Annotated in this window: 19 protein-coding genes and 1 tRNA gene; 10 read left to right on the plus strand and 10 right to left on the minus strand. The window is 71.9% G+C overall.

What is annotated here, in order from left to right; translation table 11 throughout:
- Window positions 1-9 precede the first annotated feature (9 nt).
- A complete protein-coding gene (locus tag K311_RS0103210) occupies window positions 10-654 on the minus strand; it encodes a response regulator (protein ID WP_026816120.1) in 645 nt (214 codons plus the stop codon).
- Window positions 655-901: 247 nt separating this feature from the next.
- Here K311_RS0103210 and K311_RS0103215 point away from each other — a divergent pair, with 247 nt between their 5' ends.
- From K311_RS0103215 to K311_RS0103245, 7 genes are all read left to right on the plus strand, one after another.
- Window positions 902-1,876 carry a CPBP family glutamic-type intramembrane protease gene (locus K311_RS0103215; protein WP_026816121.1) on the plus strand — a complete coding sequence of 325 codons (975 nt, stop codon included), beginning with the start codon at window positions 902-904 and terminating at the stop codon, window positions 1,874-1,876.
- 79 nt (window positions 1,877-1,955) lie between these two features.
- The gene (gene budC / locus K311_RS0103220; protein WP_026816122.1) at window positions 1,956-2,723 is read left to right on the plus strand and encodes a meso-2,3-butanediol dehydrogenase; all 768 of its coding nucleotides are present in this window, start codon (window positions 1,956-1,958) and stop codon (window positions 2,721-2,723) included.
- Complete coding sequence (locus K311_RS0103225) at window positions 2,720-3,295, plus strand: cysteine hydrolase family protein (RefSeq protein WP_026816123.1); 576 nt, start codon at window positions 2,720-2,722, stop codon at window positions 3,293-3,295. The genes budC and K311_RS0103225 overlap by 4 nt, the downstream gene beginning before the upstream one ends.
- A complete protein-coding gene (coxB, locus tag K311_RS0103230) occupies window positions 3,295-3,990 on the plus strand; it encodes a cytochrome c oxidase subunit II (RefSeq protein WP_026816124.1) in 696 nt (231 codons plus the stop codon). Before K311_RS0103225 ends, coxB begins: the two co-directional genes overlap by 1 nt.
- Window positions 3,987-6,491, plus strand: coding sequence for a cytochrome c oxidase subunit I (gene ctaD / locus K311_RS15065; RefSeq protein ID WP_043798561.1), 2,505 nt, complete (start codon window positions 3,987-3,989; stop codon window positions 6,489-6,491). Before coxB ends, ctaD begins: the two co-directional genes overlap by 4 nt.
- A 37-nt stretch (window positions 6,492-6,528) precedes the next feature.
- Window positions 6,529-6,933: a hypothetical protein gene (locus tag K311_RS0103240; protein WP_051239423.1), complete on the plus strand. Its 405-nt coding sequence runs from the start codon at window positions 6,529-6,531 to the stop codon at window positions 6,931-6,933.
- A complete protein-coding gene (locus K311_RS0103245; RefSeq protein WP_026816126.1) occupies window positions 6,933-7,466 on the plus strand; it encodes a DUF2231 domain-containing protein in 534 nt (177 codons plus the stop codon). The genes K311_RS0103240 and K311_RS0103245 overlap by 1 nt, the downstream gene beginning before the upstream one ends.
- Here K311_RS0103245 and K311_RS17415 read toward each other — a convergent pair.
- Complete coding sequence (locus K311_RS17415; RefSeq protein WP_051239424.1) at window positions 7,406-7,996, minus strand: CopD family protein; 591 nt, start codon at window positions 7,994-7,996, stop codon at window positions 7,406-7,408. The genes K311_RS0103245 and K311_RS17415 overlap by 61 nt on opposite strands.
- Between K311_RS17415 and K311_RS15075 the strand changes: the two genes are divergently transcribed.
- Window positions 7,967-8,857, plus strand: coding sequence for a cytochrome c oxidase assembly protein (locus tag K311_RS15075; RefSeq protein WP_245570617.1), 891 nt, complete (start codon window positions 7,967-7,969; stop codon window positions 8,855-8,857). The two genes, K311_RS17415 and K311_RS15075, sit on opposite strands and share 30 nt — an antisense overlap.
- A 16-nt stretch (window positions 8,858-8,873) precedes the next feature.
- Here K311_RS15075 and K311_RS15080 read toward each other — a convergent pair whose 3' ends face one another.
- From K311_RS15080 to K311_RS15090, 8 genes are all read right to left on the minus strand, one after another.
- Window positions 8,874-9,980: a Wadjet anti-phage system protein JetD domain-containing protein gene (locus K311_RS15080; RefSeq protein WP_161627290.1), complete on the minus strand. Its 1,107-nt coding sequence runs from the start codon at window positions 9,978-9,980 to the stop codon at window positions 8,874-8,876.
- Between the two features lie 86 nt (window positions 9,981-10,066).
- Window positions 10,067-13,498: an SbcC/MukB-like Walker B domain-containing protein gene (locus K311_RS0103265; protein WP_026816127.1), complete on the minus strand. Its 3,432-nt coding sequence runs from the start codon at window positions 13,496-13,498 to the stop codon at window positions 10,067-10,069.
- The gene (locus K311_RS0103270; RefSeq protein WP_026816128.1) at window positions 13,485-14,114 is read right to left on the minus strand and encodes a DUF4194 domain-containing protein; all 630 of its coding nucleotides are present in this window, start codon (window positions 14,112-14,114) and stop codon (window positions 13,485-13,487) included. The genes K311_RS0103265 and K311_RS0103270 overlap by 14 nt, the downstream gene beginning before the upstream one ends.
- A complete protein-coding gene (locus tag K311_RS0103275; protein ID WP_026816129.1) occupies window positions 14,111-15,544 on the minus strand; it encodes a Wadjet anti-phage system protein JetA family protein in 1,434 nt (477 codons plus the stop codon). Before K311_RS0103275 ends, K311_RS0103270 begins: the two co-directional genes overlap by 4 nt.
- Before the next feature lie 47 nt (window positions 15,545-15,591).
- A tRNA-Ser gene (locus tag K311_RS0103280) sits at window positions 15,592-15,681 on the minus strand.
- 104 nt (window positions 15,682-15,785) lie between these two features.
- Entirely contained in the window at window positions 15,786-16,739 is a 954-nt protein-coding gene (locus K311_RS15085) for a LysR family transcriptional regulator (protein ID WP_043798563.1), read from the minus strand.
- Entirely contained in the window at window positions 16,736-18,016 is a 1,281-nt protein-coding gene (gene serS / locus K311_RS0103290; RefSeq protein ID WP_026816299.1) for a serine--tRNA ligase, read from the minus strand. Before serS ends, K311_RS15085 begins: the two co-directional genes overlap by 4 nt.
- Before the next feature lie 112 nt (window positions 18,017-18,128).
- Entirely contained in the window at window positions 18,129-19,340 is a 1,212-nt protein-coding gene (locus K311_RS15090; RefSeq protein WP_154659429.1) for a COG3904 family protein, read from the minus strand.
- Window positions 19,341-19,444: 104 nt separating this feature from the next.
- Here K311_RS15090 and K311_RS0103300 point away from each other — a divergent pair, with 104 nt between their 5' ends.
- Together K311_RS0103300 and K311_RS0103305 are read left to right on the plus strand one after the other, a co-directional pair.
- On the plus strand, window positions 19,445-20,167 hold the full coding sequence (locus K311_RS0103300; protein ID WP_026816130.1) for an RNA pseudouridine synthase: 723 nt from the start codon (window positions 19,445-19,447) through the stop codon (window positions 20,165-20,167).
- Window positions 20,168-20,174: 7 nt separating this feature from the next.
- Window positions 20,175-21,953 carry a M14 family metallopeptidase gene (locus K311_RS0103305; protein ID WP_026816131.1) on the plus strand — a complete coding sequence of 593 codons (1,779 nt, stop codon included), beginning with the start codon at window positions 20,175-20,177 and terminating at the stop codon, window positions 21,951-21,953.
- Window positions 21,954-22,028: the final 75 nt, after the last annotated feature.

Genomic DNA, 22,028 nt, shown 5'->3' on the forward strand with positions numbered 1-22,028 from the left:
CTTCCGCTTTCAGATCGTGTACGCCGGCTCCGAGACGCCGTGCATCTGCGCGAGCCGCGCCAGCGCGACGTTGTCGCGGATGCCGAGCTTCTCGTAGAGCCGGTACTTGTGGGTGGCGACCGTCTTGCCGCTGAGACTCAGGCGCTTGCCGATCTCTTCCATGCGCATGCCGGTGCACAACAGGCGCGCGACCTCGAGTTCGCGCGGCGACAACCGGTCGAACGGCGAGCCGTCCCCGTCCAGCCGCGCCAGTGCCAGCTTCTGCGCGACGTGGCTGGCGAGGTAGCGACGGCCCCGTGCGACCTCGCGCACCGCGATCACCAGCTCCTGCGCGTCGCAGCCCTTGCCGACGTAACCGCCGGCACCGGCCTCGAGCAGGCGTCGCGGCAGCGGCCCCTCCTCCTGCACCGACACGATCAGCACGCGCGGGCCATCGGCGGCACGCACGAGGCGTTCGGTGACGTCCAGCCCGCTGATGCCCGGCAGGTGCAGGTCGCAGATGACGACGTCCGGCTTGAGCCGGCGTATCGCCACCAGGCCGTCCTCGCCGGAGCCGGCCTCACCGATCACGTCGAAGCCGGGTTCCTTCTGCAGGATGAGCCGATACCCGGCGCGGACGAGCGCGTGGTCGTCGACGATGAAGATGCGGATCATGCGTCACCTCCCCTGGTGTGCCCCATGCTGCGTGCCCGCGGGGACGGCGAAAAGCCGATCCGGGGACGCGCGAACGTAGGAAAACAGAGTAGCCGCGGGTCCTCGCTCCCACTCGCCGCACGCGTGGAAATGGCCGTATCCGCCTGCTGTTCCTAACCACGTCAGCGCTGCTGAGGAAATGCGCCGCTGCGGCGCCGGAGGCACGCCGATGGCGGCAAGATTCCGGGCCCAGCCCCCGGAGCCCGCCGTGGCCGACGCCGACATCCGCAGCCTCTCCGCGACGCCATCGGCGACCTGGCGTGCGCTCGTGCGGGCGCTGGCGCTGCCGGTTCTGCTGGCGATCGCGGTGTGGCTGCCGATACACGCGGTGACGGCGCTCGACGGCGACCACCATGCGCTGGTCTGGATCGACGGCCCGCCCGACGTGCTCGCGCAGGCGGCGGAACACGCCGCGAGCGACCGCCACTTCAGCGGTGGCCCCGCCACCCACGGCGCCGATACCCTGCCGGCCGGCTGCACCGACACCGCGATCGCCCTGCACTTCGAGGCCCGCCGCGACGACCTGTCGCAGGCCACCCTGCGCGCGCTCGAGGAACTGGCGGTGGCCTCCGGCGCGCAGGTGTGCGCGAGCCAGCGCTTCGTGCTGAACGTGCCGGCGCGGCCGCAGCACGAGACCGAACGCTGGCTGTTCGGCGAACTCTGGCAGGTGCTCGTGCTACTGGTGCTGCCGGCGGGTCTCGTCGTGCTCGCCTACGCCGCGCCCTTCGGCGCCCCGGCGCTGGCGCGGCTGCGCGCGGAAATGCCCTCGCCCTGGCTGCAGCCGCTGTGGCTGGCGGGTGCCGGGGCAGTGCTGGTCGCGACCCTCGCCGCGTGGGCGAGCTCGGGCCTGATCCCGGTGCTCGAACGGCCGGCCGTCAGCGGCCTGTCGCCGGCGTTCGCGCTGGCCGAGCTGGCCCTGCTGCCGCTCCTGCAGCAACTGGTATTCCGTACCTGGCTGTTCGCGCAGCTGCGCCCGCACCTGTCGCCGGCGGCGGTCGCCGCGATCGCGATCGCTGCGCAGCTGCTCGCCGCGCAGCCCTTCGACCTCGAGAGCGCGCTGTTCGCGACCGGGCTGACGCTGGCCTGCACCGGACTCTACCTGCGCAGCCGCGAATGGCTGCCGCCGGTGCTGCTGCACGCGCTCGCCGTCGCCCTGCTCGACGCACGCCTGATCGCCGGCTGACCGGGCCCGGGGCGCGGCTCCACCTCACGTCCACCTCGCGCCGCCCAGACTCCCGCCATTCCGCAGCGAGGCTGGGCCCATGGACTTCACCGGCAAGGTGGTGATCGCGACCGGCGCTGCGTCCGGCATCGGCGAGGCGACCGCGCGGCTCTTCTCCCGCCACGGCGCCACGGTGGTGCTGGTCGACAAGGCCGGCGAGCGGCTGCAGCAGGTCGCGTCGTCGTTTCCGCCCGAGCGCACGCGCTGGCGCGTGCTCGACGTCGCCGACCGGCGCGCGGTCGAACGTCTGGTCGCCGACACCAGCCGCCGGCTCGGTGGCCTGGACGTGCTGTTCAACAACGCCGGCGAATACGCCGAGGGGGATGCCGAGGACGTCGGTTTCGACGAATGGGAGCGCCTGTTCGCGGTCGACGTGTCCGCGGTGCTCTACGCCTGCCGCGCCGCCCTGCCGCACCTGAAGAAGCGCCGCGGCAACATCGTCAACACCGCCTCGATGAGCGGCCTCGGCGGCGACCGCGGCCAGGTCGCCTACTCCGCGGCCAAGGGCGCGCTGGTCAACCTGACCCGCTGCCTGGCGATCGACCACGCCCGCGACGGCGTCCGCGTCAATGCGGTCTGTCCATCCTTCACCCGCACCCGCATGACCACGAAGGACGAGCGTAACCCGAGGATGGTGCGCGCCTTCCTCGACCGCATGCCGATGGGCCGGCTCGGCGAAGCCGAGGACGTCGCGAAGGTCGTGCTGTTCCTCGCCAGCGACTGGGCCGGCTTCGTGACCGGGGTGAACCTGCCGGTCGACGGCGGCCTGAGCGCCTCGAACGGCCACCCGCTGTTCGAACTGCCATGACTGCGCCGCCGCGCAGCGCCCTGCTGCTGATCGACCTGATCAACCTGTTCGATTTCGAGGGTGGCACCGCGCTGGCACGTGCGGCGGAGGCGACGCTGCCGGCGCTGCAGCGCCTGGTCCAGCGATTTCGCGCGGGCGGCGCGCCGGTGATCTACGCCAACGACAATTTCGCGCACTGGCAGATGGACTTCCGCGAACTCGTCGCGACGTGCTGCCATCCGCAGGCGCGCGGCGCTGCGATCGCCACCGCGCTGGCGCCGATGCCCGGCGACTACTTCATCCTCAAGCCCAAGCACTCCGCGTTCCTGGCGACGCCACTGCCGGTGCTGCTGGCGAAGCTGGACGTGCGCCGTCTGGTGCTGGCCGGCGTCGCAGCCGATGCCTGCGTGCTCGCCACCGCCGTCGACGCCAATGCCCGCGAGTTCGAGGTCGTGGTGCCGCGCGACGCGGTCGCCTCGCGCACGCCGGCGCTGCGCGACACCGCGCTCGACCTGCTGCAGCGCTCGCGCGCGGCGAAGGTCACGACGGCCGCGCGCATCCGCCTTCCCGCCGGTAGCGGAGCGGGCAGCTGATGCGGCGGCGGCCGGCGGCCATCGCCTGCGGGGTCGCGGCCCTGTTCGCGGGCGCCTGTGCCGGCCCGCAGTCGAGCCTCGATCCCGCCGGTCCATCGGCGGCGACGATCGCCGATCTCTGGTGGCTGATGGCGGTCGGCGCCATCGGCGTCTGGCTGCTGGTGATGGCCTTGCTGCTGATCGCACTGCGCCGCAGTGGCGACGAGGCGGCGGCGCGACCGAAGCTCTTCATCCTCGGCGGCGGCGTGGTGTTGCCGACGGTGGTGCTGGCGGCGCTGCTGGTGCACGGCGCGCTCGCTGCCGACCGCATCACCGGCCGTGGCAGCGAGGTCGCGCAGGTGATCGAGGTCGTCGCACGGCAGTGGCAATGGGAATTCCGCCATCTCGACACCGACGGCCACGTGCGCGCCATCCGCGTCGACGAGCTGCACCTGCCCCGCGGCCGCCTGGTCGAATTCCGGGTGCGCAGCGAGGACGTGATCCACTCGTTCTGGATCCCGCGCCTGGGCGGCAAGATCGACGCGATCCCCGGGGTCGTCAACACGATCCGCCTGCGCGCCGACGGCGACGGCGCGGTCCGCGGCCAGTGCGCCGAGTTCTGCGGCCGCGAGCACGCGACGATGGCCTTCCCGGTGCGCGTGCTCGCCGCCGACGAGTACGCGGCCTGGCTCGCCGCCGGCGGGGACGCCCGGTGAACGCCGCACCGCCCGCCGACGATCCGCGCCTGGCCGAGCTGCACCGGGTCTGGGCCAACGCCCCCGGCCTGCGCGGCCAGCTCACCGCGGTGAACCACTCGACGATCGCGATGCGCTACATCGTCACCGGCTTCGCCTTCCTGCTGGTCGGCGGCCTGCTGTCGATGTTCATCCGCCTGCAGCTGGCGTGGTTCGGCAATGAGGTGCTGGATCCGGACCGCTACAACCAGTTCGTGACGATGCACGGCACCACGATGATGTTCCTGTTCGCGGTGCCGATCATGGAAGGCTTCGCGATGTACCTGCTGCCGAAGATGCTCGGCGCGCGCGACCTGCCCTACCCGCGCCTCTCGGCCTTCGGCTACTGGTGCTATTTGTTCGGCGGCCTGTTCCTGTACGCCAGTTTCCTGTTCGGCGGCGCCCCCGATGGCGGCTGGTTCATGTACGTGCCGCTGACCGATACCGCGTATTCGCCGGGCCCGGGCACCGACTTCTGGCTGCTCGGCGTCACCTTCGCCGAGATCGCCGCGGTGGCCGCAGCGGTCGAACTCATCGTCGCGGTGCTGATCACCCGTGCGCCGGGTATGGACATCGCGCGGCTGCCGCTGTTCGCCTGGGCGGTGCTGGTCACCGCCTTCATGATCGCCTTCGGCTTCCCGCCGCTGATCCTCGCCAGCGTGCTGCTGGAGCTGCAGCGGGCCTTCGACTTCGTGTTCTTCCGGCCGGAACTCGGCGGCGACCCCCTGCTGTGGCAGCACCTGTTCTGGCTGTTCGGCCATCCCGAGGTCTACATCATCTTCCTGCCGGCGGCGGGGGTGGTGTCGATGGTAGTGCCGGCCTTCGCGCGCCGGCCGGTGGTCGGCTACACCTGGATCGTGCTGGCGCTGATCTCGGTCGGCTTCCTGAGTTTCGGGCTGTGGGTGCACCACATGTTCACCGTCGGCATCCCGCTGCTGGCGCTGAGCTTCTTCAGCGCCGCCAGCATGATGGTCGCGGTACCCACGGGCATCCAGGTCTTCGCATGGCTGGCGACGCTGTGGGCCGGCCGGCCGTGGCTGAAGCTGCCGCTGCTGTACATCACCGGTTTCTTCGGCGTGTTCGTGATCGGCGGCCTGACCGGGGTGATGCTCGCCTTCGTGCCGTTCGACTGGCAGGCGCACGACACCCATTTCGTCGTCGCGCACCTGCATTACGTGCTGATCGGCGGGCTGATGTTCCCGCTGCTGGCCGGGCTGTACTACTGGCTGCCGCTGGTGAGCGGACGCCTGCCTTCGGAATCACTGGGGCGCACCGGCTTCTGGCTGCTGCTGATCGGCTTCAACCTGACCTTCCTGCCGATGCACTTCACCGGCCTGGCGGGCATGCCGCGGCGGGCCTACACGTATTCCGAAGCCCTCGGCGTGCACTGGCTCAACCTGCTGTCGACGGCGGCGGGTTTCGTGATGGCGGTGGCCTTCGTGGCGATCGCGCTCGATGTCGCGCTGGCCTTTCGCCATGGGCGCCGCACCGGGCGCGACCCCTGGAACGGCGGCACCCTGGAATGGGCGTTGCCGACGCCGGTGCCGATGTTCAACTTCGCCTCGATCCCGGACGTCGGGGATCGTTATCCGCTGTGGCACCGGCCCGGACTCGCCGGGGAATCGATGCGGCCCGGCGGACTGCTCGGCGAAGTCCACGACGGCCGCCGCGAGATCCTCGGCAGCAGCCTTCTCGATGCCAGACCCGAGCAGGTGATCCGGGTTTCGGGGTCGAGCTGGCTGCCGCTGCTGGCGGCGCTGACGATCGCGGTGCTGCTGTCGGCCTTCATCGCGAAGGCCTACGTGCTTGCGGCGCTGGTCCTGTTGCCGCTGGTGGCGCTGTTCGTGGCCTGGGCCTGGACGACCGGCGACCGCACGGCGCCGGTGTCGCTGCGCGCCGGGCCGGGCCTCGAACTGCCGAGCCAGTACGCGGCGCGCAACGCGCCGGGCTGGTGGGCGCTGGTGATCGTGCTGCTGTTCGACGGCGCGCTGTTCGCGGCGCTGGTCTTCGCCTATTTCTACCTGTGGCTGGGCAGCCCGGTGTGGCCGCCGGACGGCGCCGTCCCGGGCGCGACGATGCCCCTGCTCGCCGCCGGGCTGCTCGCGCTCGGTTGGCCGGTATCGGCCTGGGCGCAGCGGCGCCTCGACGAAGCGCGCAATCCCTCGATGCGGCATGCGTTGCTGGGCGCGACGGTCGCCGGCGTTGCCGCGACCGCGCTGCACCTGCTGACGCTGGCGACCTCGCTGCAGGCGCCACAGGTGCACGCCTATCCGGCCGTCGTCTGGACGCTCGCCGGCTTCAACGCGCTGCACGTCGCGATCGGCGCCCTGATGCTGCTGTTCGTGGTAGCACGTTCGTGGTCCGGCTACGTCGCCGCGACGCGTCCGCTGGAGTTGCGGGTCGCCGCCGGCTTCTGGCGCTACACGATCGTGCAGGGCCTGGTGATGCTGGCGGTGATCCATCTGTTCCCGAGGGCGCTGTGATGCTGGCGGTGATCCATCTGTTCCCGAGGGCGCTGTGATGCTGGCCGCGATCGGTCCGCGCCGGCTGCTCGGCATCGCCGCGCCGATGGCGCTGTGGGCGCTGCATTTCGTCACCGTCTATTCGCTGGCCGGGCTCGCCTGCGCGCGCGGCTGGGACCGGCGCGCCGCACTCGGGTTGCCACTGGTGTCGTGGTGGATGCTGCTGGCGACGGTGCTCGCCCTGTTGTTGATCGCGCTGCTCGGTCTGCGCGCGCATCGCCGCTGGCGTCGGGCGATCGCGGCGGCACCGGCCGCCAGCTCCGTCGACGCGGACGCGGATGTCGCCCGCCGCCATCGCTTCAGCGCCGCCGCGACTGCTCTGGTGGCCTTGCTTGCCGCAGTCGCCGTGCTGTTCACAGCGGTGCCGGTGGCGCTGCTGCCGCTGTGCGCGGGGCCGGGCTGATGCGCCGCGAACTGCGCCAGCCACGCTCGGGCCAGACCGCGCACACGGTCGCCAGCAGGGTGGCCGTGTTCAAGCACCCGATCCACCCAATGCTGGTGGTGTTCCCGGTCGCCTTCCTGAGCACGCCGCTGCTGACCGATCTGCTCTTCCTGTGGCTGCAACAGCCGTACTGGGCGGTCACGTCCTACTGGCTGGTCGTCGGTGGTCTGGCGATGGGCCTGTTCGCGGCGTGTTTCGGCATCGCCGACATGTTCCTGCTGCGCAGCGTGCGCCGGCACGTGTCGGCGTGGAATCACTTCATCGCCGGGGTGATGCTGCTGGCGCTGGCGGCTGCCGGTGTCTGGTGGCGGCACGGCGATCCGCTCGCGGCGGTCTGGCCCTTCGGCCTGCTGCTGGCGGCGGTGACCGCGGGTATGACCTTCGTGACCGGCTGGCTGGGCGGCACGCTCAGCTTCCGTCACGGCGTCGGCGTCTACGGCGAGGGCGATCCGGCCGAGGACGCCGGCGACGATTCGGAGCCGGCCGGCGAATGAAGCGCGAACGCATCCTCCAGCACCGGCTTCGCGCCCGTGAGCGCCGCGAGCGCGAGCAGCAGCACGAGCGGCGCCGCGCCGAGCAGGCGGTGCATCCACGCATGCCGGCGGCGGCCACCGTGGCCGAGCGCGTACAGGGTGAGGCCGAACTGCAGGTGCACCAGCACGGCCGCCGCGACCAGCACCAGCTTCAGCACCAGCCAGGCACCACCCGGCGGGCCGAGCGCGATCAGGGCGATCCCGGCGGCGATCGTCGCCACCGCCGCCGGCGTCATCAGCCGGAAGTAGAGCGTGTTCGCGGCGATGTTGAAGAAGGCCGCGTCGCTGTCGGCCTCGTCGCGGTCGCGGGCGATGAACAGCCGCGGCAGCAGGAACAGCCCGGCGAACCAGACCGTCATCGCGGCGATGTGGAAGCTGACCAGCCAGAAACCCACGGTGCTCTCCCGCAGCGTCGTCGCCGGCATGCTGCGCGGCCGGGCGTGCGCGCGGTGTCGTGGCCGGTGCTGCTGGCCGCCTTCGGCAGCGGCCACGAAGCCACGGCGCATTCGGCGGAGGGCCATGTGCATCCGCCGGCCGGGCTCGAGGATGCATGGTCGCTGTCTCCGTGGCTGCTCGTGCCGATGGCGGCCTTCGTGCTGCTGTGGCTGCTCGGACGCTGGCGCGGGCCGCGGCGGCCGTCGGGCGCCGGGACGAGGCTCGGCGGTGACCTCGCCTTCGCGGCCGCGGTCGCGACCTTGTTCGCGGCGACCCTCTGGCCGCTCGACGCCTACGGCGAATGGTCGCTTGCCGCGCACATGGGCCAGCACATGCTGCTGCTGGCGCTGGCGCCGCCGCTGCTGCTGGCGGCGCGGCCGCTGGCGACGGTCGCGCAGGCGCTGCCGGCGCATGTTGCGCAGCGCCTCACCGCTACCCTCGGACGCCCGCTCGAGGCCGCGGCCCGCGCGCTGCCGGCGGCGACGGCGGCCCATCTCGGCGTGATGCTGGTCTGGCATGCGCCGCTCGCGTTGCGCGCCGCCCTGGCCAGCGATCCGGTGCACTGGGCGATGCATGCCAGCTTCCTGCTCGCCGGCCTGTGGTTCTGGGCCGCCGTCGCGCACATCGTGCGCGCCCGTGGCAGCGGCCTCGCCGGCGCGCTCGCGGCACTGGTCACGGTGATGATGGTGATGGGACTGATGGGTGGCGTGTTCGTGTTCGCCAACCGGGTGCTGTACCCGGTCTACGTTGACCGGGCGCCTCAGCTCGGCCTCGATCCGCTGTGGGACCAGGCGCTGGCGGGGCTGATCATGTGGGTGCCGGCGTGCCTGCCGTACCTCGTCGGGGCGCTGTGGCTGGCGGCACTCGGCATCCGGCGCACCGGCCGCCGTCGCCCGCGCCGAATCGTCCTGCCTTGACCAGACACCGGTGGGATCAGGACGCGTCTGGAGCCGGAAGGACCGGTTCCAGCATTTCCTGTTCGAGCAGCATCGGCTGTCGCCGGAGTGAGGTGCTGACCTCTTCCCACCCGGCGCGGGCTGCCCAGCGGCAGAGCCGTTCCAGCTCCGCCGGATTCGGCGTGGCGGCGTCCGAACGGACGGCGGGCGGCAGCTGGTCCGGAGACATCAGCCACGGGCGCAGCCCGTACCCGGCCTCGGCGGCGGTCGCCGCCAGCGTCGCCGCGATGCGGAAGCCGCCCTCGTCGATGTCGCCCCAGTGGAAGACGCGGGCCGTCGGATCGATCCCTGCGAGTACCCGCCTGTAGGCGGCACGCCATGCCGGCGACGGCATGCCGCCGGTGTAAAGCAGCAGCACATTTCCCGCATCGGCGGACTGCGCGGCGTCGTGGAAGCTCGCCAGATTCTCGATGCTGAGCACGCAGCGCACCCCGGTCGCGAGTCCGCGCAGCTGCTCCACCGGAAGGCCGATGAAGGGCCTAACCAGGGGCAGGGCCATCCCCGCCACGTCGGCCTCGCCCGTGCCGGCGACGAGGAAGGGCTGTGGCTCGCGCCTGAGCCCGAGCATCGCCCACACCTCGACATCCGGCAGCGGCCCCGCAGCGAGTTCGCCGGTCGCGATCAGCTCGAGCCAGCGGGTCAGCTTCTCCAGGCGCTTGCTGTCGCCGAACAGGCGGGTACTTTCGCGCCGCAACACCCGTTCGTAGGCGTGGTCTTCCCGGCGCGCGGCCACCGCCTTCGCTGCATCGCGCAGATCCGCCGCGGCCTCGGGTCCAGCGCCGCGGACCTTGCCGCCGTCACGCCAGCGCGAGAGCACCTCCTCCACTACCGGAAACCGATCCCGCCAGTCCACGAGCAGGGCTTGCGCCGCGGCGATCCGGTCTTCCAGCAGTTCGACGCCGACGGCGGCGGCCAGCGCCGCCGCATCGACCACCATCAGGCGCACCAGCCGCGAGCCGTCTCCGGCATTCACGTCACGCTCGGCACGCAAGGCACCCATGCGCTCGGCGAGCGCGATCCGGGCGTGGAAGTGTTCGAGCGCGGCGAGCGTCCGCAGGCCGGTGTATTCCTCGACCTTGGCCATGTTCATCGACACCGGCCGCGGATCGCCACGCCGCCGTGCGCTCTCGGCGCGGCGAAGCAGGCGGCGGAGCACGGCGTCGACGCCGCTCACACCTGCGCCTCTCCCGCCGTGATGCGCGCGACCTCCGCCTCCAGCAACTCCGGATGCAGGTCGAACTGGTCGGACAGCAGCAGCGCCCGCGCCGCCGCGCCGACCTCGATGTGCTCGACCTGCAGCAGGTCGCCGTCGCGGAACAGCTCGATGTAGCTGTCGAGAACGCCGGACAGCGTGCCCTGGGCGGTATCGGGCGCGGCCAGCAGCAGCTGCAGGCCGAGCGAGCGCAGGTAGTCGACGGTGGCACGGGCGTTCTGGGCGTCGATCTTGTCGCCGAACTCGTCGAGCAGGATCAGGCCGAGGCCGCCGCCGTTGGCCGCGGTCTTGCCGTAGGCCGCGGCGAGCGCGGCGCCGGCGATCACGTACAGCGGCGCACGATGCTCGCCACCGGAGCCGGAGCGCATGCGTTCGGACAGCGAGCCGATCACGCGATCGTCCTGGCGGATCTGCACCTCGAAATGGAAGAAGCGGCGGTAGTCGTCGAGCGCCGACACCGCGCCATGTTTCGCGGCGTCGTCCTCGATCAGTTCGCGGAAGGCGGCCGGGACCTCGCCGGCACTGCCGAACAGGCCGTCCTCGCCGTCGATCTCGGCGACGCGCCTGATGAAGCGGTAGAGCTCGGCGTATTCCGACGCGACCTCGAAGTGGAACTGGTAGCGCTCGTTGTTCGAGAACGCCGGGCTCGCCCGCAGCGTGCGGTTGAGCGTGGCGATCTGGTGCTTCAGGCGGCTGAAGTTGTCGAACAGCGCCGAGGCGACGCTGCTGCGGAAGGTTTCGGTCGCGGTCGCGTAGGCCTCGTCGGCCTCGCGCTGGTAGTTGGCCAGCTCGGACTCGCGCAGCTGCGCCAGCTCCTTCGCCAGCAGGCGGCGCGCCGCGCGCCAGTCGCCGGGGGCGAGATCGAGCTCGAGCACGTGATCCCTGGCGTATTGCGCCAGCGCGCCCCAGGCCTGCGGCTTGAGGTTGTCGAGCTGGCGGTCGCTGTCCTTCGCACGCTCCTCGCAGCGCTCGGCGCGTTCCTTCAGCGTCGGCCACTTCGCATCCAGTTCCTCGCGCACGCGCTCGACCAGGTTGGGGTCGACGTCGGGATCGCGGAAGGCGTCCACCGCGTCGCGGGTGACCCGTTCCTCCTGCTCGCGCAGGCCGGCCAGCAGTCGCTGCGCGTCGGCTTCCGCGCGTTCGTCCATCGCCACCTTGCCGATCAGCGCATCGCGGCGGGAGTCGCAGGTGGCCAGCTGTCCGGCGAGTTCGCGGACCTGCTCCGACGCGCGCAGCAGATCCGGGTCCTGCGCCGCCGCGCGGCTGTCGATCGCGTCCTGCCAGCGCCGCTGTACCTGGCGGTGGTCGACGATCCGGTCGTGCAGGTCCTGCGCGAGCTTCCCCGGTTCGGCGAGCAGGGCCAGGCCGCGGCGGCAGTTCTCGAGCTCGCGCAGTGCGGGTTCGAGGCGACGCAGCTCGTTCTCGGCAGCGGCGGCTTCCTCGTGCAGCACGCGCAGACGGGCACGGTTGTCGCTGGCGCCGATCTTCAGTTCGCTCGCCGCCGGCAGGCGCAGGCGCTCGATGCCGCCACCGCGGGCGAGCAGGCCGTCGCGGGTCAGGCCCTGGCGGCTGGCGATCAGCTCGGCCTCGGTGTCGACGCAGCGCAGCTCGCCGAGGCTGCGGCGCAGGAAGCCCAGCGCGTCGGCGTTCTCACCCTCGAGCAGGGCCGCGGCCGTGCCCGGCCGCGCCTCATCCGGTCCGCGGCGCGCCGCGCTCGCCAGCGCCAGCTTCACCCCATAGACGCTGCGGGCGCCGCCGAGCGAACGGTAGAGGCGCACCGCGCGCTCCTCGTCGGCCGGCGCGATCAGCAGGGCTTCGACATTGCTGCGCAGATAGGCCTCGATCGCGCCCTGCCAGGCGGCGTCGCGGACGCGCACGAGGTCGCAGACCGGCGTCGCCGCGATGCCCTCGTCGGCGAGGTAGGACGCCAGCCGCATCACGTCCGGATGCAGCTCCGCCTTGCCGGCGGCGATGCGCTTCTGGTTTTGCTGGGCGGCGGCGCGGCGGCGCTTCGCGTCCTCCACCTGGGTGTGCAGCGCACGCGCCTGCGCCTCGACCGCGGCGAGCAGCGGCTGCACCGCCGCGAGTTCGCGCTGCGCCTCGTCGAAGAGCGCGGCCGCTGGCCACGGCAGCGGCGCCTCGGCCGGCAGCGCCGCCAGCGTCTCGTGCCAGTGCTGCCAGGGCGCCATCGCCTGCGCGACGGCCGCCGCATCGATCGACGGCAGACCGAGTTTCGCCACCGCCGCGAGCTGTTCGCGCACCAGGCCGATGCCGCGCGTGAGCTCCCGGCGCAGACGCGCCAGTTCGCCGCGGTCGCGGCCGGCGAGTTCATCGATCTGCGCCTGCTCCCCGTAGCCGGCACTGCCCTGCAGTCGCGCCAGTGCCTGCGCATGCGCCTCGGCGAGCATCGTCCGTTCGCTGCTCGCTTCGACCAGCGCGCGGCGCGTCTCGCCGAGGCGGCGGCTCGCGGCCGCGCTTTCGTTCTCGGCCTGCTCGACCTGCTCCGACAGCAGGTCCCGCTGGTATTCCGCCGCCAGCGCCCGGCAACTGGCCGCACGCGCCGCCTGCTGGGCGATCTTGCCGTATTGCCCGTCGACGTCTTCGGCGGCGGCGATGCGCGCGACGACCTGCTCGATGCGCTCCTTCAGGCTGCGGAAGGTCTGCAGCAGGCCACGGAAACGCGCGATGTCGGTCGGCCGGTCCTCGGCGACCAGGGTGCGCACGAACAGGTCGACATCCTCGACCCGCTGCAGGTTCAGCGCGTTCTGGAAAGCCTTGCGGTAGGCCGCGACATCCGGCTGGCCCGCCGGCGCGGCGCGCAGGCGCAGCAGCAGGTCCTTGAGGAAGCGTTCGCTGCCGGCATGCAGTTCCGGACCGCTGCCGCTGCCGGCCTCGCGGCAGCGCTGGGTCAGCAGCTCGCGGAAACCCGCCCAGGCCAGCGGCAGTTCGCGGCCGCCGGCGCGCTCGAGATGATCGTCGAGCGTCAGCGCGACGCCGGGCACGAGGTACATGCCGTAGACGCGGTGCTCCGGCTCGTCGACGCTGGCGCCGAGGGCGATGCCGGCAGTGAGCGCCTCGCCGGTCTCCTGGTCGCGGAAGACCAGGCTGATGTAGGTGGTCGCGGTGCGCCGCTTGCGGCCCTCGTCGCCGCTGCGCCAGACGCCGAGGCAGTAGTCGCGGATCGAGCGCGCGCGGACGCTGCCGCCGGCCTGGGCATTGAAGCGGATGCGCGTGCGGTCGGCGCCGAGCAGCACGATCTGCAGCGCGTCGAGCAGCGCGCTCTTGCCGGCGCCGTTGGGGGCGATGACCGCGCTGGTCGGCGACAGCTCGAGGGTCTGTGCCTCGAACAGGAAGAACTGGACCAGGTGGACCCGCTCAAGCAGCTGCATCGTCGTCCTCCGTGACGGCTTCTTCGGCGACGTCGTCGCGGTTGTGCTGGTCCAGGCGCTGCAGCCAGGTCTCGCCGACGATGTCGACGATCGCCGGGCGTACGCGCAGGTGGAAGGGCTGCGGGTCGTCCGCATCGGATTCGACCAGGCGGGCGACGCCCCAGCGCCGCGCGGTGCGCGCCAGCGTGCGCAGCGTGCCGACCTCGGGCATCGGCCGGCCGACCAGCCGCCGGTAGGCCTCCTGCAGTTCCGGCAGTTCGACCACGACTTCGCCGAACTCCTCGATGTCGCCGCGGCGCGCCGCCTCGTCGTAGCGTTGGCGCAGCACCAGCAGCAGCAGGGTCTCGTCGAGCGTCACCGGCACGCCCTCGGCACGCGCCGGCAGCGCGACCACGTAGCGGTAATGCGCATTGCGCTCCAGGCGGACGCCGAGCGGCGCCAGCACCGCGGCGAATTCGGCGAAGTAGGCTTCGACCAGGTGATAGGCCGAACGGCTGCCGCGGTCACTGGCATAGAGCACCTGTTCGGTGACCAGGCGATAGGCGGCGCGCTCGAAATCGGCCGGTGCGTACAGGCCATTCGAGTGTTGCGAAAGGACGTTCCAGCTGCGGCTCATGCGGACTTCCGGAGGCGGTGGATGACGAAGCGCGGGGCGCGCAGCCAGCCGTTGTCGGCGCGCTCGCCGGCATCGGTGAGTTCGACGCGGAAGCCGCGCGCGAGACGGCTCAGCGGATCGTCGCGACGCAGGCCGCCGATGCGCCGGCTGCGCAGCGCCAGGGTCAGCAGGGTCTGGTAGGCGCGCAGGTCGGCGATGCCGGTGATCGACAGCGCGATCGAATCGACCTGCCCTTCCGCCGGCAAATGGCGGCCGACGTAGCGCGCCATGTCCTCGGCGGTGACCAGGCGGGCGCGGTTGATCCGCCGCAGCAGCGCCAGACGCGCCTGTTGCTCCGGCGTCGGGCGCACCACCGCGTTGGCGCTGCGCTCGATCGCGCCGGGGCGGCGGCGCGCCGGTCGCAGCTGTTCCTCGTCCATCAGCGGGCCGGGCGCCACCTGCACGCGCAGCGCGTCCTCCGGTGCGGCCAGCGCGCCGCGGACGGCACGCGCGATCAGCACGTCCAGGCGTGCCGGCGCGCGCAGGCGGTAGTCGAGGAAGGCCAGCGCGCGCCGGTTGGCGTGGCGGATGTCCTCGTCGAGGCGGGCCAGGTACTCGTCGATGCGGTCGAGCTCGTGCAGGCGGCGCAGGCTGCGCGCCATGCGCGACTCGGCGCGGGTGGCGTCGCCGCCGGTGGCGTGTTCGCGGTACCAGGCCAGCAGCCCGGTGCGGCGTTCGCCCTCGTCCAGCGAACGCGCCATCGCCAGGATCGCGCTGCGGCGGGCGAGCGGATGGTCGACCTTGTGCAGGTCGGCGTAGTCGCCGATGAAGAAGCCGGCGATGTAGCGCTCGAACCAGATCCGGGCGAACTGCGCGGTGCTGTCGGCGCGGGCGATCTCCGGCAGCAGGTCGCGCACGCGCAGGCTCATCGAACTCAGCGAGACCAGCAGGCGGCGGGCCTGGTCGGCGGCTTCGTCGAGGGCGTCGCCGGCGGCCTTGCCGTCGACGACCTGCTGCAGCTGAAGCTCGATCGAGCGCACCTTCGCCGACACATAGGTCGGTCCGTGTTCGGCGAACTCGACGAGCGTGGCGAGGAACTGCGCGACCAGCGGCGGCATCGTCACCATCTCGCGGGCGCCGAAACGTTCCTGGCGCAACCAGCCGGAGGCACGGAAGCGCTCGTAGATGGCGTTCGCGCGCACCGGCAGCGGGGTATCGGGCGCCTGCCCGTCCTCGTCTTCCCAGGGATCGTCGCCGAGCAGCCAGCGCTCGATCGCGGCGGTGATTTCGCGCCGCGGCAGACCGACCGGTGGCGCCAGCGGCGCGTCGGGACCGAAGAACTCGTCGTAGAGCCGGCACAGCAGCGCCCAGTGATGGCGGCGGTTCGGCGAGGCGAGCGGGCCGAAGATGCCGCCGGGGAGCACTTCGAACAGCGGGGCGGGTTCCTGCATGGCGTGTCCGGATCGACGTTGGTGCCTGCCGAGGCGGAGGCCAGGGGTGGCGGAGAGAGTGGGATTCGAACCCACGGAAGGGGTTAGCCTTCGGCGGTTTTCAAGACCGCTGCCTTAAACCACTCGGCCATCTCTCCGGATTGGTATCGCGCCTGAAGGCGCTCCTACGGTGAAGCATCGCGCCTGAAGGCGCTCCTACGGGGTGGGGCATCGCGCCTGAAGGCGCTCCTACAGGGGTGGGTCAGGCGCAGGGGATGCCGCCGGGGGTGCCGCATTTCAGGCGACTGTCCTGGATCGCCGGCGGCAGGCGCTCGGCGAGGAAGTCGATGAAGGCGCGCACCGCCGGCAGCAGCCCGCGGCGGGAAGGATAGATCGCGTGGCAGATGCCCTGCGGCAGGTTCCACTGCGGCAGCACGACCTCGAGTTCGCCGCGGCGGATGGCCTCGGCGCAGGTCAGCTCCGGCAGCAGCACGATGCCCATGCCCTCGCGGGCGGCGGCCATCAGCAGCGGGAAATCGTGCGCCATCAGCTTCGGCTGCAGCTCGACCTTCTGCACCTGGCCGTCGGGACCATGCAGGGTCCAGCGCTGGCGGTGCTCGTCCTCGGCCATGCTCAGCGTCGTGTGCGGGGCGAGGTCGGCCGGCGACTGCGGGCGGCCGGTGCGGTCGAGGTACTTCGGGCTGGCGACCAGCAGCTCGCGCAGCTGGCCGAAGCTGCGCGCGACCATCTCGCCGTCGTCGACCAGCTGGCTGCGCACGCGGATGGCGATGTCGAATCCTTCCTGGATCACGTCGACGCGGCGGTTGCTGACGTGCAGCTGCACCCGCACCTGGCCGTGCTTCTTCATGAAGTCGGGCAGGATCGGCCCGAGCATCTCCTGGGCGATCGCCACCGGGCAGCTGACCTTGATCGTGCCGCGCGGGCTGGCGCTGACGCGGTCGACCGCCTCGCGCGCGGCCTGGGCCTCGGCGAGCATCGTCTGCGCGTGTCGGTAGACGCTCTGGCCGACGTCGGTGACGGCGAACTTGCGCGTGCTCCGCTGCAGCAGGCGCACGCCGAGGTCGGTCTCGAGCTGGGCGATGCGCCGGCTCAGGCGCGACTTCGGCACCCCGAGCGCGCGCTCGGCGGCGGCGAATCCGCCGTGTTCGACCACCATCGCGTAGAACTGCAGGTCGTTCAGATCCGGGTGGTTCATCCGATCGTCTCCAGTCCGCCCATGTACGGCCGCAGGACCTCGGGCACGACGATCGAACCGTCGGCCTGCTGGTAGTTCTCCATCAGCGCGATCAGCGCCCGGCCGACCGCGACGCCGCTGCCGTTGAGCGTGTGCACCGGCTCCGGCTTGCCGGTGGCCGGATTGCGCCAGCGCGCCTGCATGCGCCGCGCCTGGAAGTCGCCGCAGTTCGAGCAGCTGCTGATCTCGCGGTACGTGTCCTGGCTCGGCAGCCACACTTCCAGGTCGAAGGTCTTGCGGGCGCCGAAGCCCATGTCGCCGGTGCAAAGCAGGACCTTGCGGTACGGCAGCCCGAGCTTCTCGAGCACGACCTCGGCGCAGCGGGTCATGCGCTCGTGCTCGGCATCGGACTCCTCCGGACGCGCGATCGACACCAGCTCGACCTTCTCGAACTGGTGCTGGCGGATCATGCCGCGGGTGTCGCGGCCGTGGCTGCCGGCCTCGGCGCGGAAGCACAGCGAGTGCGCGGTCATCCTGACGGGCAACATGGCCTCGTCGACTATCGAGTCGCGAACGATGTTCGTCAGCGGCACTTCGCTGGTCGGGATCAGGTAGCGGGTCTCGTCGCCGAACGGGGTCGCGAACAGGTCGTCGGCGAACTTCGGCAGCTGGCCGGTGCCGCGCAGGCTGTCGGCGTTGACGATCAGCGGCACATTGGTTTCTTCGTAGCCGTGCTCGCCGGTGTGCAGGTCGAGCATGAACTGCGCGAGCGCCCGGTGCAGGCGCGCCAGCGGACCGCGCAGCACGGTGAAGCGGGCGCCGCTGAGCTTGGCGGCGGTGTCGCCGTCGAGCCAGCCGTCGCGGGCGCCGAGTTCGACGTGATCCTTCGGCGTGAAGTCGAAGGTGCGTGGCGTGCCCCAGCGTTTCATCTCGACGTTGTCGTTCTCGTCCCTGCCCTGCGGCACCGAAGCGTCCGGCAGGTTGGGCACGCCCATGGCGATCTTGTCGATCTCGGCGCGGATCGCGTCCAGGCGCGCCTCCGAAGCCTTCAGCTCGTCACCGATGCCGGCGACCTCGGCCATCAGTGCGGCGGTGTCCTCCCCCTTCCCTTTCGCGATCCCGATCGCCTTGCTGCGGGTATTGCGCAGGTTCTGCAGCTCCTGGGTGCGGGTCTGGATGGCCTTGCGCTCGGCTTCCAGCGATTCCAGCGCCGACACGTCGAGTTCGAAACCGCGCGTGTCGCGCAGGCGCGCGGCGGTCTCGGCGAGGTGGGCGCGCAGGAGGCTCGGGTCGAGCATGGAATCATTCCGCAAATGAAACGAGGGGCTGCGATTATCCACCCCCGATAACGGCCGCTGCAACGGCGATTCGGTCGCCGGAATGTCCGGCCGGGCAGGCTCCGATCCTGCGTCAGCCGCCGGCTTCGTCCCCGCCGGCCGCCTCCGCCTCCACCGCATCGTCCCGCGGCAGTACGTCCTCCCCGTCGACGCCTTCCTCCGGCGGCAGCAGATCCTCCGGCGGCGGCGGTTCGGCCTGCGCCAGGTCGAACTCCGACAGCGGGCTCTGCACCGGGCAGGTCTCGTCGGGGAAGCCGTAGCGGCGGCGCAGGGCCAGGCCGCAGGCGTTGAGTTCGTCGAGTTCGACGACGCGGCGGCGGCACTGGCGGTCGAAGGCGGCGGCGAAGGCGTCGCGGCGCTGCACGAAGTCCTGGCCGCATTCGCGCAGCAGGCGCAGGCGGTCGAGGTCGTCCTGGGCCGGATTGACGCCGTCGAGGCCGAAGCGCAGCAACTCGTCGGTGGTCAGCAGGCGCAGGCTGCGGTTCGGCACCGCCATCATCAGGTCGGCGACCGCGACGTTGGCGCCGTTGCGCTCGAGGTAGTCGCGCACACGACCGTAGACCATGCGCAGTTCGGCGTTGAGCTCGGCGCGGGTGGTGGCGGTCGAACTCATGCGGATGATCCGGTGCACGCCGACCGGCCCGGCGACCCGGCGCACGTCGCCGGCGGCGAGCACGAACACGCAGGCGCTGTGGCAACGCGAGTCCTCGCGGATCCAGATCGTCCAGCGGCTGCCGGCGATGAAGTCGCCGACGCGGATCGCGTCCTCGACCTGGCCGCCGGCGGAGTCGAGGTCGAGGATGCGCTTGGGGATCTCCAGCGCGTCGGCGACTTCGGCGACGCGCATCACCAGCGCCGCGAAGTCGGCGGCGATGCGGCCGCGGTAGCGCAGGCGCAGCACGCCCTGTTCGGCGCAGGGCGTGAGCAGCGCCTCGAGCGCCCCGCGTTCCATCGCCGGTACCGCCTCGCCGTCGCCGTTGCGCGAGTAGTCGAGCGTGCACGCGATGTGCGCTTCGCCCGACTCCAGCGGCAGCGGCGACCAGTCCACCGCCGGTTCGGGTTTCGCCGCCGCGGGTGGCTTGCGGCCGGGCGCCGGTGGCGGCGGTTCCGGTGCCACCGGCGCGACGCTGATCGCGCCGTTCTCCGGTGGCTCGGCTTCGACCACCGGAGGCGCCGGTGGCGGCTCGGCAGGCGGCTCGCCATCGCGGCTGCAGGCGGCGATCGCGAGCGCGAGGCTCAGTGCGGGCAGCAGGCCGGCGACGGCCCGGAAACGGCGTGGAAGCATGGCGCGAGTCTAGCGCGGCCGCCGGGCGGCGCCGCGTGAGCACACGGGAAGCGTCGCCGGCGCGCTGCACCTACACTGGGCGCCGTCTTCCTGCGGCGCCTGCCATGAGCGATGTTCCCCAACCGACGCGGCGCCTCGACCGTTGCGTGATCGAACTCACCGGCTGTTCGCGCCGCGAGGCGGAGAACTTCATCGCCGGCGGCTGGGTGCGGGTCGACGGCGAGGTCGTCGAACAACCGCAGTTCCCGGTCACCGGCCAGGCGGTGACGCTCGACCCCGGCGCCAGCGCCGCGCCCGCCGAGGCCGCGACGATGCTGCTGCACCAGCCGGCCGGGCTCGATGCCGCGGCGGCGCTCGCGGTGGTGACGCCGGAATCGCGCTGGGACGAGGATCCAAGCGGCTGGCGGCTGCTGCACCGGCACTTCCACCGGCTGCAGGCGGCGATGCCGCTACCGCCCGGCGCCAGCGGCCTGGCGGTGTTCAGCCAGGACCACCGCGTGCTGCGCCATCTCGCCGACGCCGGCTCGCGGCTCGAGCAGGAGTGGCTGGTCGACGTCGAGGGCGAGCTGTCGCCCTACGGCTGGAAGCGGCTCAGCGGCGGCACGACGTTCGCCGGCTGGCCGGTGGCACCGTTCAAGGTCAGCTGGCAGAGCGAGCAGCGCCTGCGCTTCGCGATCAAGGGCGTGCGCCCCGGCCTGCTCGACTGGCTGTGCGCCGAGGTCGGGCTGCGCGCGACCGCGTCGCGCCGGCTGCGCATCGGCCGCATCGCGCTGGCGAAGATGCCGCCGGCGACCTGGCGCTACCTACCCCCTTCCGACCGCTTCTGAGGTGAGCATGAGCCGTCCGTTCCGCTTCGCCGCCGCGACCCTCGTCGCGATGACCCTGGCCACGCCGCTGGCGGCGAACCCGCCGGCCTCGCCGACCACCGCGTCGGAGCGCAGCGGCTTCGAGCGCACCGGGCGCTACGACGAAGTGATCGCGCTGTGCGATCAGTTCGCCCGCGGCTGGCCGACGGCGGTGCGTTGCGAGGATTTCGGCACCACGCCGGAAGGCCGGCCGATGAAGGTGCTCGTCGTCTCGCGCAGCGGCGCGCTGACGCCGGACGCGGTGCGCGCGCGCGGCATTCCGGTGGTGCTGATGCAGGGCGGCATCCACGCCGGCGAGATCGACGGCAAGGACGCCGGCTTCCTCGCCCTGCGCGAGGTGCTGCGCGGCGAAGCCGCGAAAGGCGCGCTCGACGACCTGGTCTGGCTGTTCGTGCCGGTGTTCAACGTCGACGGCCACGAGCGCTTCGGCGCCTGGAACCGCCCGAACCAGCGTGGCCCCGTCGAGATGGGCTGGCGTTCGACCGCGCAGAACTACAACCTCAACCGCGATTACCTGAAGGCCGACACGCCGGAGATGCGGGCGATGCTCGCCCTGGTCGAGCGCTGGGATCCGCTGCTGGTGGTCGATCTGCACGCGACGGACGGCGCCCAGTTCGAACACGACATCTCGATCACCGGCGAACCGGTGAACGCCGGTGATCCGGCGCTGCGCGCCATCGGGCGGGCCTTGCGCGACGGCGTCGTCGCCGATCTGGCCGAGGCCGGCCACCTGCCGGTGCCGTTCTACCCCTCGTTCGTCGAATACGAGGACCCGGCGAGTGGCATCGACGACGGCGTCGCGCCGCCGCGCTTCTCGACCGGCTATTTCTGGCTGCGCAACCGGCTCGCGCTGCTGGTGGAGACGCATTCGTGGCGGCCCTATCCGCAGCGCGTGCGTTCGACCCGCAACACCATCGTTTCGATCCTCGAACGCGTGGCGCGGGACGGCGCCGCCTGGCGGCGCGAGGCCGATGCGGCGGATGCGCGCGCCGGCGCCCTCGCCGGCGGCGAACTGCCAGTGGTCTGGGCGCCGGTCGGCGACGGCCGGCTGATCGATTTCCGTGGCTACGCCTATACGCGCACGCCGTCGGAAGTCAGCGGCGCGCTGATGACGCGCTACGACGAGACGACACCGCAGGTCTGGCGCATCCCGCTGCGCGACACCCTGGCGCCGAGCGTGACCGTCGACGTGCCTGGCGCCGGCTATCTGGTGCCGGCGGCGCATGCGGCCTGGGTGGCGATGGTGCTCGACCTGCACGGCGTCGATTACCGCCGCCTCGACACCGCCCTGCCGGCGCAGCCGCTGGAGGTGTTCCGCGCCGAATCGGTCGGGTACTCGCCGGCGACCGTCGAGGGCCACACGCGGATGACGCCGACGGGCGCGTGGGCGGTCGAGCCGCAGGCGCTGCCCGCCGGCTCGCTGTTCGTGCCGGTGGCGCAGGCGAAGGCCCGGGTGGTGGTGTCGCTGTTCGAGCCGATGGCGCCGGATTCGCTGCTGGCCTGGGGGATGTTCGCGACCGCCTTCGAGGCCAAGGAATACCTGGAGGACTATGTCGCCGAGGCCGTGGCCCGCGAGATGCTCGCGGCCGATCCGGCGCTGCGCGGGGAATTCGCCGCGAAGCTGCGCGACGACCCCGCCTTCGCCGCCGACCCGGCGAAGCGGCTGGAATTCTTCGCGCGCCGGCATGCCTCGTGGGACGAGCGCTACATGCTCTACCCGGTGTTCCGGACGGACGTGGCGCCCTGAGCGCACCCTGCATTTCGTAGGAGCGGCTTCAGCCGCGATGCTTTACGCACAAAAGCATCGCGGCTGAAGTCGCTC

Source organism: Arenimonas composti TR7-09 = DSM 18010 (genome assembly GCF_000426365.1).
Lineage (GTDB): Bacteria > Pseudomonadota > Gammaproteobacteria > Xanthomonadales > Xanthomonadaceae > Arenimonas > Arenimonas composti.

What these genes read in the sequence shown, in the direction of transcription:
- K311_RS0103210 (WP_026816120.1), bottom strand. Translation starts at nt 654, where the DNA reads ATGATCCGCATCTTCATCGTCGACGACCACGCGCTCGTCCGCGCCGGG.
- budC (WP_026816122.1), top strand. Translation starts at nt 1,956, where the DNA reads ATGGACTTCACCGGCAAGGTGGTGATCGCGACCGGCGCTGCGTCCGGC.
- K311_RS0103225 (WP_026816123.1), top strand. Translation starts at nt 2,720, where the DNA reads ATGACTGCGCCGCCGCGCAGCGCCCTGCTGCTGATCGACCTGATCAAC.
- coxB (WP_026816124.1), top strand. Translation starts at nt 3,295, where the DNA reads ATGCGGCGGCGGCCGGCGGCCATCGCCTGCGGGGTCGCGGCCCTGTTC.
- K311_RS0103240 (WP_051239423.1), top strand. Translation starts at nt 6,529, where the DNA reads ATGCTGGCCGCGATCGGTCCGCGCCGGCTGCTCGGCATCGCCGCGCCG.
- K311_RS0103245 (WP_026816126.1), top strand. Translation starts at nt 6,933, where the DNA reads ATGCGCCGCGAACTGCGCCAGCCACGCTCGGGCCAGACCGCGCACACG.
- K311_RS15080 (WP_161627290.1), bottom strand. Translation starts at nt 9,980, where the DNA reads ATGGCCAAGGTCGAGGAATACACCGGCCTGCGGACGCTCGCCGCGCTC.
- K311_RS0103265 (WP_026816127.1), bottom strand. Translation starts at nt 13,498, where the DNA reads ATGCAGCTGCTTGAGCGGGTCCACCTGGTCCAGTTCTTCCTGTTCGAG.
- K311_RS0103270 (WP_026816128.1), bottom strand. Translation starts at nt 14,114, where the DNA reads ATGAGCCGCAGCTGGAACGTCCTTTCGCAACACTCGAATGGCCTGTAC.
- K311_RS0103275 (WP_026816129.1), bottom strand. Translation starts at nt 15,544, where the DNA reads ATGCAGGAACCCGCCCCGCTGTTCGAAGTGCTCCCCGGCGGCATCTTC.
- K311_RS15085 (WP_043798563.1), bottom strand. Translation starts at nt 16,739, where the DNA reads ATGAACCACCCGGATCTGAACGACCTGCAGTTCTACGCGATGGTGGTC.
- serS (WP_026816299.1), bottom strand. Translation starts at nt 18,016, where the DNA reads ATGCTCGACCCGAGCCTCCTGCGCGCCCACCTCGCCGAGACCGCCGCG.
- K311_RS15090 (WP_154659429.1), bottom strand. Translation starts at nt 19,340, where the DNA reads ATGCTTCCACGCCGTTTCCGGGCCGTCGCCGGCCTGCTGCCCGCACTG.
- K311_RS0103300 (WP_026816130.1), top strand. Translation starts at nt 19,445, where the DNA reads ATGAGCGATGTTCCCCAACCGACGCGGCGCCTCGACCGTTGCGTGATC.
- K311_RS0103305 (WP_026816131.1), top strand. Translation starts at nt 20,175, where the DNA reads ATGAGCCGTCCGTTCCGCTTCGCCGCCGCGACCCTCGTCGCGATGACC.